A 12,694-nucleotide genomic window follows, 5' to 3' on the forward strand; every position below is an offset into this window, starting at 1 on the left:
CCGGGTGGCCCGCCTCCCCCGGGGGCCGCGCGGTCGGCGACACGTCCGGCCCCCGGGTCGGGGAGGGGCTGCCGCTCGTCGTCGCGGCCGGCGCGTCGTCGTTCTTGTCGGCGAGGGTGTCGGTGGGGACGGTGAGCACGCCGACCACCGCCGCCGCGACCAGCCCCAGCAACGGCAGGCCCACCAGGTGGACGGGCCGGCGGCGCGAGCGCGGCCCCCGCGGCGGGGCGGCCGGGCGCAGGCTCTGGCTGGTGACCCCGGCGACGCGGGCCGCCAGGGCCTCCCGGAGCAGACGCTCCACCGGTGACTCGCCGTCCGGGCCCGGACGGCCGCCGCCGTGCTCCCCGTCGGCCGCGGGGCGCCGCTCGTCGCTCATCGGGCGTCCTCCAGCTTCTTCTCCAGGGCGTCCAGGGCCCGGCTGGCGGTGGACTTCACAGTTCCTCGGGAGACCGCGAGGATCTCCGCGATCTCCGACTCCGACAGGTCGGACCAGTAGCGCAGCACCAGCACCTCGCGCTGGCGTGGGGTCAGCTCCTGCAGGGCCACCAGCACCCGGCGGTGCTCGTCGTGGAGCACCGCGTGGTCCTCCGCCGACGGTGCGTCCGCCACGTGGGGCGGCACGTACTCGCGGGCCGTGCGGCGGCGGCGCAGCACCGACCGGGCGCCGTTGACCACGGCGGTGCGCAGATAGGCCAGCGCGTTGTCCAGGTCGTCCAGCTGCTCGCCGTGCCGCTGGTAGAGCCTGGCGAAGGCCTCCTGCACGACGTCCTCGGCCTGCTCCTGGTGGTCGACCAGCAGCACCGCGAGGCGGACCAGGCTGAGCCGGTGGGTGAGGTAGAGGTCGGTCAGCGTCGGGCCGGCCTCGTGCGGGCGGCCGCCGCCGGGCAGCAGGCGGAAGCCGGGGCGGTGCCGCCCCGCCGACCACGCGGCGACGGGAACGTCGAGCACCTCGCCCGCGCCCTGCGCCTCCCGGGCGCCGAACAGCAGCCGTACCCACCCGTTCAGGGTCCGGATCCGCCCCTGGGCGGGCCGCCCGGCCGGCCCGATGGCCATGGACATCCGTCATCGCTTTCCGCCCGACGGCGTGCCGGTCGCGCACCGGTGCGTCAGGACTCGTTCCGGGGTGGCCGGTCGTCAGGCCGCCGTTGCCACTGGTCGCCACCAGGACTACGGCTTCGGCGGGTCCGCCCCCTCCCGGACGGTGCGCGGCCTGGCCTTGCGCACCGGAAGGGCGCCGCCGTCGACCGTCGCGCCCACCGTGATCTCCAGGCCGCCGCCTGCGGCCCGGCCCGTCGGCACGGCGAACCGGAACGGGTACACGGCGCTCTCCCCCGCCGCCAGCACCCGGGTCAGCTCGGCGGTGTCCAGCCGGACCAGGCCGTCCGCGTCAAGGGCGCCCCGGAGCCGGTGCCACGCGCCGTTCACCCGCACCTCGGCGATCAGGTCCTCCGGCACCAGGCCGTGCCCGGCGTTCAGGCCGACCGGGTCGGTCACCGCGACGACCGGGACGACCGTGGACTCGCCGACCGCGTCCAGCTTGGCCAGCTCGACCGTGAGTTCGGACGCCACCCGGCCGACGACCAGGTCGGTCGCCCTCGTCATCGTCAGCCGGACCGGCTGGGCCACCGTCACGTTCACCCTGGCCTCCGCGCCGCCGAAACGTTCCGCCTTTCCGCCGCGGCGAACCAGGGCCTCGGCCGAGATCGGCAGCCGGCCCGCGGTGCCGCCGGCGACCAGGGTCAGCCGGTAGCGGACCGCCCGGCTCTCCCCCGGATCGAGCGCGAACGCGCCCTGCTGGGGGCCGCCGCCCACGGCCGCCGGGTTCAGCCCGACCTCGCGCCACTCGTCGAGGTCCTTGCGGTCCAGCGTCCCCTTGGCCGTCGTCCCCGCGTGGGCGAGGACGGGCGGATGGTCGTACGGCAGCACCCGGACCACCGGCACGATCTCGTCGAAGCGCCGCCCGCCGGTGTTGGTCCAGGTCACCTGGAAGTCGAGGTAGCCGCCGTCGGCACGGGCCTCCCAACTGCCGGAGAGCGGGCGGATCGCGACGTCGACCGTCTCGGCGACCGCGCCGGGCAACTCCTCCGGCCAGCTGGGGACGGGCCCGCCCGTGGAGCCGGCCTTGGGGGATGGAGCGGCCGGCCCGGCCGCGTACACCGCGGCGAACACCGGCGCGGACGCCTCGGCCACCGGTGCGACCAGCGCCGACGACCTCATCGACGCCGCCCCGCCGGGTGCCGCCGCCCCGGGCGCCCGGCCGACACCCGCGCCGCTCCCGGCGGGAAGCAGCGGGTAGCCGGCCGCACCGGCGACCACGGCCGCCAGCGGAACAGCGCGGACGAGACGCCGGACAGTGGACGGGCGCATGGTGGGTTCCCCGTGGTAGTCGGACTCGGCCTGTGCGGCGGGCCCGGCACCGGCTCGGTCGAACCCGCGCCGGATCGGCCCTCACCCTGTCAGACGTCCGAGTCCCGCCGGGGTTGCGGGGTGTTCGAAGAAAATTTCGCACCGGCCGGAACCATCGGTACGGCCGGTGTCGCACCGACACCGGCCGTTCTCCGAACCTCCGTTACGCCTGCGCCGTTACGCCTGCGCCGTTATGCCTGCCCGCCGCCGCGCAGGTCCGCGTTGGCGAGCATGGCGTCGTGCAGCCACCGGGCGAGGCCCGGGGCGAGGTCCTCGTAGACCTTCGTGAAGCGCGGGTCGGCGAGGTACATCCCGGCGATGCCGCGGTGGATCTCGAAGGTGCAGTCGTAGAAGTTCTCGCGGATGTGCTGCCGGTGCGCCTCGGCGAGGTCCATGGCCGGGCCGCCGTCGGCGGACTCGCCGGCGGCGAAGGCCTCGACCAGACGGGCGTTGAGCGCGTCCGTCTCGACCTTGATCCGCTCCCAGTCGGCCTTGTCGTAGCCGCCGGTGCGGCGCTGGGACTCCGCCCAGGCGGCGGTGTCGCCCCAGCGCTGCTCGGCCTCGGTCTCCCACTCCTCGCGGTAGCCCTCGCCGAAGAGCTCGAACTTCTCCTCCGGGGTCAGCTGGATTCCCATCTTCTCTGCCTCCATGGCGTGTTCGACGGCCGCGGCCAGTTTCTGGAGATGGGCGATGCGGTCGGTCAGCAGCCGGTGCTGGCGCCGCAGGTGCTCGCTCGGGCTCACCGAGTCGTCGTCCAGAACGGCCGCGATCTCTTCGAGGGGGAACCCGAGTTCGCGGTAGAACAGGATCCGCTGCAGCCGGCCGAGGTCGGCCTCGTCGTACCGGCGGTAGCCGGCACGCGTGCGGCCCCTGGGGGACAGCAGGCCGATCTCGTCGTAGTGGTGCAGGGTGCGGACGGTCACCTTGGCGATCCTCGCCACCGCGCCGACCGGGTACCCGTCTCCGGGGTTCATCCGGGTTCTCCCTCCGTGCTGACCACGACCCTCCCTCCTCCCGTTGCGTGAGGGTCAAGTCCGATTCTGACGCGGTCGGGAACGGAACCGCCCGTGCCCCCGGCGGACCGGGGACACGGGCGGGCGTGGTGCGTCGTGGCGCGTCGGCGGGGGTCAGCCGTGCCGTGCGGTGCGACGGCGGCGGAGCACCACCAGGGTGCCGACACCGACCGCGAGGACGGCGCCGCCGGCGATCGCGATGCCGGTGGTGTCGTCACCGCCACCGGTGGTGGCCAGCGCCTTGTCCGCGTTGGACCGGGCCTGGGCGACGGCCTCCGGGGTGATCGGCAGCGGCGCGATGGCCGGGACCTTCACCGGGAAGTCGATCGGCTCACGGGCACCGGTCTCGTCGTCGTCACCCGGGGTGTCGCCGGGGGCCGGGGTCGCCGGGGCGGTGGTGGAAGCGCTCGGCGAGGCGCTCGCGCCGGAGGTCGTGGACGGACTCGGCGACGTGCTCGGCGACGCACTGCCCGATGGCGTCGTGGTCGCGGTCGGCGTACCGCTCGGGGTGGCGCTCGGCGTCGCGGTCGCGGACGGCGTGGCGGTGGCCGACGGGGTGCCGGTCGCCGACGGGCTGGTGCTCGTGCTCGGGGTGGTCGTGGCCGTGGCGCTCGGGCTGCCGGTCGGGGTCGAGGTCGCGGTGGCGGACGGCGAGGTGGTCGGCTTGCCGGTCGGGCTCGCGCTCGGGGTGGTCGGCTTGGCGGTGGTCGGCGTGGCGGTGGGGCTCGGCTTCGGGCCACCCCCGGCCACGATCTTGAAGCGGTCGCCGCACGAGCCGTCGCCGAAGAACTCGCCCTGCCCGATCGGGTCCTTGCCCTCCGCCTTCCCGGCGAAGACCACCGGGACGACACCGGCGGTGCCGAGCGGCGCGGCCTTCTCGACCGTGACCCGCACAGCGACGGTGAGGCTGCTGCCCTTGGTGACCGAGAGCAGTGAGTTCTTGAAGTCGGGAACGCGCCCGTCGATGAGCTTGGCGAGCAGGAACAGCACGCCGTCGTCGTCGCCGTCGCCACCGCCCGGCGCCGGCTTGGCCGGCAGCCAGGCCCTCGTCTTGTCCAGCCCTTCGGGCAGCTGGTACTCGACCTTGAGGTGCTCCCCGCGCAGCGTGCCCTTGGGGTTCTTGAACTTGAGCAGCGGGTAATAGAGGAAGTCGTGCTTGGTGTTGTTGTCGACGGTGAAGTTGAACATCTTGGTGTCGCCGCCGGCGACGAAGGTCCGCGGCACCCCGTCCAGGGACAGGTCGAGCGCGCGGGCGCTCGCCTTGTCGGCCTGCGGTGCGGCGGCGGCGGGCGACGATCCGGTGGTGGCCGCGGCCACCGCGCCCTGGGCGCCGGTCAGGGCCATCGAGGCGGCGAGCGCGGCGGCGCCGGCCAGGGCGAGACTGCGAGGTATGGAGAGGGACAAGGGAGACCTCACGAGAGTGTCCGGGCGCGGCCCGGGGGCGCGGAAGGACCAGGCGGCCGTCCGAGCCGCGATCCCCCCGCGAAGCTGAAAGTCCGACGGAGACTACCGAAGCCACCGACGGCACCGGAAGGCGGGTGCCGGTTTCCGGCGTTCACGGGGGCACTCTGTCCGATTGGCCCAACTCTGCCCGGTGGCAGGGGTTTTGTTCCTTTCCGCCAGGTGCCGAAGGGGTGGCCGGGACGCGGCCGGGCGGCGGTGCGAAGCCGGTCGCCCCGCCCGCGCGCCGGTCCGTCCGCGCGCTACTCCGGGAGTCCGGCCCGCCGCCGCGCGACGGCCGCCACCGCCGCCCAGTCCTTCTCGCCGTCCCCGTGCGCCAGCGCGTCCAGGAACGCGTCCCGCAGCACGCTGCCGAACGGCAGCGGCACGCGCGCCGCCGCGCCGGCGGAGAGCGCGAGGTCGACGTCCTTGAGCCCGAGCGGCAGCTTGAACCCGGCGGGCTCGTAACGGCGTTCGGCGACCATCGAGCCGTAGCCGGAGTAGATCGGCCCCGGGAAGAGCGTCCCGCTGAGCATCTCGATCAGATCGGTCGGCCGGACCCCGTTGGCCTCGGCCAGGCTGCACGCCTCGGCCATCGACTCGATCGCGCAGGCCAGCAGGAAGTTGGTGCTGATCTTGGCCGTGTTGGCCTGGCCCGGGCGCTCGCCGAAGGGCCAGACGCGCCGGCCCATCGCGGTGAACAGCGGCTCGACCGCCGCCAGCGACTCCGCGCTCCCGGCGGCCAGGATGTCGAGCTCGCCCGCCTCGGCCACCGGCGGGCGGCCGAGCACCGGCGCGGCGACGTACCCGATGCCGTACTCGGCGTGCAGGGCCTCGGCGCGCTCGGCCAGGGCGACCGAGACGGTGGCCATGTTGACGTGCACGCCGGCCGTGGCGCCCTCCAGCAGGGCCGGGTCGAGCAGCAGGCGCTCCACGGCGGCGTCGTTGGCGAGCATCGAGACGACCACGTCGGTGGCGAAGGCGTCACCCAGTCCGTCGGCGGCCAGCGCGCCCCGGGCGACCACGGCGTCCACCGCTGCGGGCGAGCGGTTCCAGACCCGGACGGTGTGCCCGGCCTTCACCAGGTTGGCGACCATGCCCCGGCCCATCGCGCCCAGCCCGACGAAGCCGACCGTCATCCCGCTCATCGCGCCACTCCCGCTGTCGTCCGGCGGCCGGATCGGTCGTCCGGCCACGATCAACCGACTGTACGTCAGATCGTCAGGCCGCCGCGGCGTGTCCGCCGTCCGCCGAGCCGGTCTCCAGGCGGGCGAGGACCCGGTGGCGCAGCAGCTGGTACTGGGCTTGCAGCCGGCCCGGGCGCTGCGGACGGGCGACCGGGCGGCCGGGGCCGACCCGCTCGTCCGGGCCGAAGCGCGAACGGGTCATGTCGACCTCGGCGCCCGCGGCGGACCGGTTCCACCAGTGCAGGTCCGTGCGGACCCCGCCGGTGAACACCTCGCCCATCATCAGCTCGCCGCCGAGCAGGTCGTGCACCACCAGGGCGGTCGCCCGGCACTGGCCGTGGGCGGGATCGTCGGGACGCCAGTGGGCCTGGTCCTCGGGCGCGCAGGTGTCGACGCCCCAGGAGGAGCGGATCGCACGTTCGATGTCGTTGAGGGTCCACGCCGTCATAGCGGGAAGCCTGCCACGCGGCACCGACAGCGGCAGCGGCTTTTCGGCCGAAGGTCCCGGTGTTCTGGGGCGACCCGCGCGGTCTTCACCCGTACGGGGAGCCCGTCGGGGCGGTGGAACGCGCCGGGGCGGTCGGGGGTCCGCCCCGGCGCGTGGCCGGTGTCGCCCGGTGGGCGTTACTTGGTGAGCGCCTCGACGCCCGCCTGCGCGAACTGCTCGTCCAGGTCGCCACTGGGCGCGCCCGCGACACCGATGCCCGCCACCGGCGCGCCCTTGGACTGCACCGGCGCGCCGCCGGCCAGGAACAGCGTGTTCGGGATGTCCTTGAGGTTCGGGGCCTGCGCCAGGCGCTTGGTCAGCTCGGAGGTGGTCGCGTTCCAGGAGACCGCCGTGTACGCCTTGCGCACCGCCGACTCGGGCGACTGCGGGCCGGCGCCGTCGCCCTTGAGCAGCACCCGGGTGACGCCGTCGCGGTCGACGACCGCCACCGAGACCTTCTGGCCGGCCTTGGCGGCCGCGTCCAGGGTGGCCTGGGCGGCCTTGGTGGCGGCCTCGATGGTCAGACCGGTGGTCTGCGAGAGGTTCTTGTTCTGGGCGTCGGTCTTGACCGCGGCGGCGGTGACGGCCGGGGTGTCGGTGGCCTCGGCGCTGGCCGAGACCGCGCCGACGGTGGCGGCGGCCAGTGCGGCGGCGGCGACGGTGCCGGTCAGCACCTTGGCGCGAACGGAGGTCTTCTTCATGGTCCGGCTCCTCGTCGGATGGCGGTGGTGGGGACGGGTTCGATCCTCCGTTCCGGGCCCCCCGGGCCGCATCGGCGGTCCGGACACGGCGCCCGGGCATGATGGAGGACGGACCCGTCAGCCGATCGGTTGATGCGGCCCCGGACCGGACGGGTCACCATCGGAGGATCACCTCGGCCCGAACGGACAGGCAGCTAGAGCGGACAGAGCGAGGAGCGGCCCCGTGCACCACCCCGGCCCCCTTCCCGCCTCCCCCGCCCCGGACGCCGGCCGGCTGGCCGTGCTGCTCGACTTCGCCTTCCTCCTCCTGCTCGCCACCTCGCTCAGCCGCTACCTCACCCACCACCCGGACAACCCGCGCGTCCCCTGGGTGCTCGGTCTGAGTGCCGCCCTGGCCGTCGTCCAGCCGGTCGGCTCCTGGCTCGCCCACCACCGCCCGCCCGCCCCCGGGCAGCGCCGCCGCCCCTGGCCGCTGGCCGTGGTGACCGTGCTCTGGGTGGTCCTGGTGGTGATCGCGCCGAGCTTCTCCTGGTGCGCCGTCCCGCTGGTCTACACGGCCCTGCGGACGCTGCCCACACCGGCGGCGCTCCCGCTGGTCGCGGCGCTCACCCTGCTGGTCACCGTCGGCGAGGCCCGGTTGCCGGGCCCGCTGGACGCCAACCTCCTGCTGCTGCCGCCCACCGTCGCCGCCCTGGCCACCGGCGTCTTCCTGTACATGGAGCGGCAGGCCGAGCGGCAGCGCGCGCTGATCGCCGACCTGGTCCGCACCCGGCGCGAACTCGCCGCCACCGAACGGCGGGAGGGGACGCTGGCCGAACGGGAACGGCTGGCGATGGAGATCCACGACACCCTCGCCCAGGGCCTGTCCAGCCAGCAGATGCTGCTGCAGGCCGCCGACCGCACCTGGGACGGCGACCCGGCCACCGCCCGGGGCCACGTCCGCACCGCCGCCGAGGTGGCCGCCCGGAACCTCGCCGAGGCCCGCCGCTTCGTCCACGACCTCGCGCCCGCCGAACTCGCCGACGGCCGCACCCTGGACCAGGCGCTGCGCTCGCTCGCCGAGCGGGAGTCCGCCGAGAGCCGGCTGCCGGTCCGCTTCCACCTGGACGGCACGCCGGTGCCGCTGCCGGCGGCCGCGCAGTCCGCGCTGCTGCGGATCGCCCAGGGGGCGCTGGCCAACGTCCGCGAGCACGCCGGGGCCTCGGCCGCCGCGCTGACCCTCTCCTTCCTCGGCGACCAGGCCGTTCTGGACATCGCCGACGACGGCCGCGGCTTCACCCCCGCCTCCTCCTCGCCGTCCTCCTCCTCACCGTCCTCCTCCGGCCGCGGCCACGGCCTGCCGGCCATGCGCGCCCGGCTGCGCCAGCTCGGCGGCACCCTGACCGTGGAGAGCGCCCCCGGCGAGGGCACCGTGGTCTCCGCGGCCGTCCCGCTCACCCCCGACCGCCCGTCCCCGGGCCCTGGAGCCGTCCGATGAACCCCACCCCCGCCCCGTCCCCGGTCCGGCTGCTGGTCTGCGACGACCACGCCGTGGTCCGGGCCGGTCTGCTCGCCCTGCTGGCCAGCGCCGGCGACATCGAGGTGGTCGGCGAGGCGAGCAGCGGCGAGGAGGCGGTCGAGCTGGCGGCCCGGCTGGCCCCGCAGGTGGTGCTGATGGACCTCCAGCTCGGCGACGGGATCGACGGGGTGGAGGCCACCCGGCGGATCACCGCCGCCCCGGACGCCCCGCACGTCCTGGTCCTGACCACGTACGACACCGACGCCGACATCACCCGGGCGATCGGCGCGGGCGCGACCGGCTACCTGCTGAAGGCCGAGCGGCCGGAGGAGCTGTTCGCCGCGGTGCACTCGGCCGCGCAGGGCCGGACGGTGCTCTCCCCGCCGGTCGCCTCCCGGGTCATGGCGCAGATGCGGGCCCCGGCGCCGCAGCTCACCGAGCGCGAGACGGACATCCTCGCCCAGCTCGCCCAGGGGCTCGGCAACCGGGAGATCGCCCGTGCGCTGTTCATCAGCGAGGCGACCGTCAAGACCCACCTGGGCCGGATCTACGACAAGTTGGGCGTCGACACCCGGGCCGGCGCGGTGGCCGTCGCCAAGGAACGCCGACTGCTCCGCTGATACCGACATTCCGTCCGGATTATCTGATTCCACCCCCACCCCGCCCGGCAGCCCCTCGCCCTCCCTCCCGGGCTCCCACCAGCCACCCTTGCCAATCCGGGCCACCATCCCCAATCGTGGAGGGCGCATGGCTCGGGCATTGACAAACCAACCATGCGGTTTGTTACCGTAATGATCAACGACGCCCCACTCAAGGGGGCTTGCCGGGCCTGTGCGGAGCGCTCTCGCCGGAGAGCGGCGCCAGGGGGGACGGCGGGAGTCCGGGGCGATCGGGGGGAGCGGCGGAGAGCCGCGCGTCGACGCGGCGCGGAGCGGGTCCGGGGGGACTCGCTCCGCGCCTCCCTATAGGTAAACTGCACCGGGTAGTGCAGCATGCCGAGGAGAGGGCCCCGCCCGATGAGCACAGCGAACCCGGCCCCGAGCGCCGGCTCACGCCGCATGCCGGAGAAGCGCCGCGCCATCGCCCGCGCGGCGAGCACGGTGTTCGGCCGCGAGGGCTACACCCGGGCCAGCGTCGACGCCATCGCCACCGAGGCCGGTGTCTCCAAGCGCACCATCTACAACCACTTCGGCGACAAGGAGAAGCTCTTCCTCTCCGTCTCCCTGGAGACCGCGGGCGAACTCACCGAGATCGTCGCCGGCCTGGCCGACCGCCATCTGCACAAGATCGTCGACCTGGAGGCCGACCTGACCGCCTTCGCCGTCGACCGCGCCAAGGCCGTCCTCGCCGCTGGCGAGCACTACGCCCTCGGCCGCACCATCCGCGCCGAGGCCGGCAACCTCCCGCCCGACGTCCTCGCCGCCTGGCTCGCCGCCGGCCCCCTCGCCTCCCAGCGCGACCTCGCCGGCCACCTGGCCCGCCTCGCCGCCCAGAACCTGCTCACCCTCGACGACCCCGACCTCGCCGCCACCCACTTCACCCTCCTCACCTTCAGCGGCGCGGCCGACCAGTCCTTCTACGGCGCCGTCCCCCTCTCCGACACCGCCCTCCACACCACCGTCACCACCGGCGTCCAGGCCTTCCTCCGCCTCTACCCCCGCCCCTGACCTCCCCGCCCCCGGCCTCCCCGGCGCCGGACGGCCCTTGCCCGGTGGATCGGTCCGGTCCACACTGATCACCGATGAGGGGGACGCCATGGCGGAGGTGACGGCGGGCGGGCCGGAGGCGTTCGGCGGACAACTCCAGGCGTACCGCTGGCGGACCGGGCTGAGCCAGGAGGCGGCCGCGACCCGGGCCGGGATCAGCACCCGGGCACTGCGCGACCTCGAACACGGACGGGTCCGACGGCCCCGGGCGGACACCGTGCGACGGCTCGCCGAGGCGCTGGAGCTGACCGGCGGCGAGCTGACCGACCTGCTGGCCGCCACCCGCACCGGGTCGGCGCGCGGCGCGGGGCGGCCGCGGCTGCTGCTCCTCGGCCCGCTCGTCCTCCAGCACGGCCGCGCCCCGGTCCCGGTCACCAGCCCGATGCTGCGCCGCCTGCTCGGGCTGCTGGCCCTCAAGCATCCCGGGCCCGCCACCCAGGGGGAGATCACCGACGTCCTCTGGCCGTCCGGACCTCCCGGCTCCCACCAGAGCCTCGTCCACGGCTACATCAGCCAGGTCCGCCGGCTGCTGGAACCCGACGGCCCGCGGACCGCCCCGTCGCCGGCCGTCGTCCGCACCCCCACCGGCTACCTGCTGGAGGCCTCCCGCGAGCAGACCGACCTCGGCCGGTTCGACGAACTGCTGGAGCTGGCCCGGCGCCAGCAGCGCGCACCGGACCAGGAGGCCGCGTTCGAATCGCTGACGCGGGCCCTGCGGTACTGGCGGGGCCCGGTGCTCGCGGACGCGGACCCGGCGCTGCGACGGCATCCGGCCGCGGTGGCGGCGGACGAACGGCGGGTCGGCGCGGCCCTGCTGCACGCCGACACCGCCCTGCTGCTGCACCGCCCCGAGCGGGCCGTTCCGGTGCTGTCGGAGCTGGTGACCGCCGAACCGCTGCACGAGGGCCTGCACGCCCGGCTGATCCTGGCCCTCGCGAGCGCCGGGGAGCAGGCCGCCGCGCTCCACGTGTTCGGACGCCTGCGCGACCGGCTCGACGAGGAGTTGGGCATCGCGCCCGGCGCCGAGGTCCAGGACGCCCACCTGCGGGTGCTGCGCCGCCAACTGCCCCTCGCACCGGTCGGCGGCACGGCGCCCACCGCCCCGCGCCCGGCCCAACTGCCCGCCGCGGCCGGACTCCACGTCGGGCGGGAACAGCACCTGGCGGAGCTGGACGCCCTCGTCGCCCCCGACCCGGCGGACCGCCCGCACCTGGTGGCGCTGGTCGGCCCGCCCGGCGTCGGCAAGACCGCCCTCGCCACGCACTGGGCGCACGCACGGCGCGAACTGTTCGAGGACGGGCAGCTGTTCGTCGACCTGCGCGGCCACTCCCGGCTCCCGGCGCTGCGCCCGGGCGACGTGCTCGCCCGCTTCCTCCGCGCGCTGGGCGTCCGGCCCGAGCGGCTGCCCCCGGACCAGGACGAGGCCGCCGCGCTGTACCGCACGCTGCTCGCCGGCAAGCGGATGCTGATCGTGCTGGACAACGCTCGCGACGCCGAACAGATCAGGCCGCTGATCCCGGGCACCCCGGGCTGCGCCGTGCTGATCACCAGCCGCAGCCGGCTCGCCGGGCTGGTCGCCAGCGACAGCGCCCGCCAGCTCGGCCTGGACGTGCTCGGCCCGGAGGAGGCCCGCCGGCTGCTGGCCGGCACCATCGGCGAGTGCCGGGTCGCGGCCGAGGAGGAGGCGGCCCGCGAGCTCGTCCGGCTCTGCGGCGGCCTGCCGCTGGCCATCCGGATCGCCGGCGCCAACCTGGTCTCCCGCCGCACCGGGATCGCCGACCACTGCGCCGAGCTGACGGGCGGCGACGTGCTCGGCCGGCTGCACGTCGAAGGCGACCGGCGCTCGACGGTACGGGCCGCCTTCGACCTCTCCTACCGCGCGCTCCCGCCCGCGGCCCAGCGGATGTTCCGGCTGCTCGGCCTGATGCCCGGCCCGGACCTCGGCGCGGACGGCGCCGCCGCGCTGGCCGACTCGGCCCCGGCCGCGGCGGCCGCGCTGCTGGCGGGCCTGGCCGACGCCCACCTGGTGCAGGAACGGGCGGCCGGCCGGTTCGGGCTGCACGACCTGCTGCGCTCCTACGCCCGCGACCTGGCCGGCGCCACCGAGGCGCACGCCGCCCGCCGGCGGCTCTTCGACTGGTACCTGCACCGCACCGACGCGGCGGCCCGGCTGCTCTTCCCCGCCGACCCGGCCGGCGCGGCACCGGCCGCTCCGTCGTCCAGGGCACCAGCACCCAGGGCGCCTACCCCCTGGCG

At 75.5% G+C, this 12,694-nt stretch carries 12 protein-coding genes; 4 read left to right on the plus strand and 8 right to left on the minus strand.

The window, feature by feature from the left end:
* From ABD308_RS18235 to ABD308_RS18270, 8 genes are all read right to left on the minus strand, one after another.
* Positions 1–376 (minus strand): hypothetical protein (locus tag ABD308_RS18235; protein WP_344335699.1); only part of this gene is annotated, 376 nt, incomplete at its 3' end.
* The gene (locus ABD308_RS18240; RefSeq protein WP_344335701.1) at positions 373–1,059 is read right to left on the minus strand and encodes an RNA polymerase sigma factor; all 687 of its coding nucleotides are present in this window, start codon (positions 1,057–1,059) and stop codon (positions 373–375) included. The genes ABD308_RS18240 and ABD308_RS18235, both read right to left, overlap by 4 nt.
* Positions 1,060–1,167: 108 nt before the next feature.
* Entirely contained in the window at positions 1,168–2,367 is a 1,200-nt protein-coding gene (locus tag ABD308_RS18245) for a hypothetical protein (RefSeq protein ID WP_344335704.1), read from the minus strand.
* A 230-nt stretch (positions 2,368–2,597) separates the two neighbouring features.
* Positions 2,598–3,380 carry a MerR family transcriptional regulator gene (locus tag ABD308_RS18250; RefSeq protein WP_344335706.1) on the minus strand — a complete coding sequence of 261 codons (783 nt, stop codon included), beginning with the start codon at positions 3,378–3,380 and terminating at the stop codon, positions 2,598–2,600.
* A 153-nt stretch (positions 3,381–3,533) separates the two neighbouring features.
* A complete protein-coding gene (locus ABD308_RS18255) occupies positions 3,534–4,823 on the minus strand; it encodes an LPXTG cell wall anchor domain-containing protein (RefSeq protein WP_344335708.1) in 1,290 nt (429 codons plus the stop codon).
* A 299-nt stretch (positions 4,824–5,122) separates the two neighbouring features.
* Positions 5,123–6,007 carry an NAD(P)-dependent oxidoreductase gene (locus ABD308_RS18260; RefSeq protein ID WP_344335710.1) on the minus strand — a complete coding sequence of 295 codons (885 nt, stop codon included), beginning with the start codon at positions 6,005–6,007 and terminating at the stop codon, positions 5,123–5,125.
* A gap of 73 nt (positions 6,008–6,080) precedes the next feature.
* Positions 6,081–6,494, minus strand: coding sequence for a YunG family protein (locus ABD308_RS18265; RefSeq protein ID WP_344335712.1), 414 nt, complete (start codon positions 6,492–6,494; stop codon positions 6,081–6,083).
* Between the two features lie 176 nt (positions 6,495–6,670).
* Positions 6,671–7,234 (minus strand): GlcG/HbpS family heme-binding protein, encoded by a 564-nt coding sequence (locus ABD308_RS18270; RefSeq protein WP_344335714.1) that lies wholly within the window; start codon positions 7,232–7,234, stop codon positions 6,671–6,673.
* A gap of 223 nt (positions 7,235–7,457) precedes the next feature.
* Here ABD308_RS18270 and ABD308_RS18275 point away from each other — a divergent pair, with 223 nt between their 5' ends.
* The 4 genes from ABD308_RS18275 to ABD308_RS18290 form a co-directional block, all read left to right on the plus strand.
* Complete coding sequence (locus ABD308_RS18275) at positions 7,458–8,711, plus strand: sensor histidine kinase (RefSeq protein WP_344335715.1); 1,254 nt, start codon at positions 7,458–7,460, stop codon at positions 8,709–8,711.
* A complete protein-coding gene (locus ABD308_RS18280; RefSeq protein WP_344335717.1) occupies positions 8,708–9,352 on the plus strand; it encodes a response regulator in 645 nt (214 codons plus the stop codon). The genes ABD308_RS18275 and ABD308_RS18280 overlap by 4 nt, the downstream gene beginning before the upstream one ends.
* Before the next feature lie 396 nt (positions 9,353–9,748).
* Entirely contained in the window at positions 9,749–10,399 is a 651-nt protein-coding gene (locus ABD308_RS18285) for a TetR/AcrR family transcriptional regulator (protein ID WP_344335720.1), read from the plus strand.
* 88 nt (positions 10,400–10,487) lie between these two features.
* Positions 10,488–12,694, plus strand: a 2,207-nt coding sequence (locus tag ABD308_RS18290; RefSeq protein ID WP_344335721.1) for a BTAD domain-containing putative transcriptional regulator, incomplete at its 3' end; no start/stop codon positions are given.

The sequence above is a fragment of the Kitasatospora putterlickiae genome (assembly GCF_039527695.1).
GTDB classification, from domain to species: domain Bacteria; phylum Actinomycetota; class Actinomycetes; order Streptomycetales; family Streptomycetaceae; genus Kitasatospora; species Kitasatospora putterlickiae.

Bases quoted from the DNA above. Each gene is read 5' to 3' on its own strand.
- ABD308_RS18240 (WP_344335701.1), bottom strand. From the start codon at position 1,059: ATGTCCATGGCCATCGGGCCGGCCGGGCGGCCCGCCCAGGGGCGGATC.
- ABD308_RS18245 (WP_344335704.1), bottom strand. From the start codon at position 2,367: ATGCGCCCGTCCACTGTCCGGCGTCTCGTCCGCGCTGTTCCGCTGGCG.
- ABD308_RS18250 (WP_344335706.1), bottom strand. From the start codon at position 3,380: ATGAACCCCGGAGACGGGTACCCGGTCGGCGCGGTGGCGAGGATCGCC.
- ABD308_RS18260 (WP_344335710.1), bottom strand. From the start codon at position 6,007: ATGAGCGGGATGACGGTCGGCTTCGTCGGGCTGGGCGCGATGGGCCGG.
- ABD308_RS18265 (WP_344335712.1), bottom strand. From the start codon at position 6,494: ATGACGGCGTGGACCCTCAACGACATCGAACGTGCGATCCGCTCCTCC.
- ABD308_RS18270 (WP_344335714.1), bottom strand. From the start codon at position 7,234: ATGAAGAAGACCTCCGTTCGCGCCAAGGTGCTGACCGGCACCGTCGCC.
- ABD308_RS18280 (WP_344335717.1), top strand. From the start codon at position 8,708: ATGAACCCCACCCCCGCCCCGTCCCCGGTCCGGCTGCTGGTCTGCGAC.
- ABD308_RS18285 (WP_344335720.1), top strand. From the start codon at position 9,749: ATGAGCACAGCGAACCCGGCCCCGAGCGCCGGCTCACGCCGCATGCCG.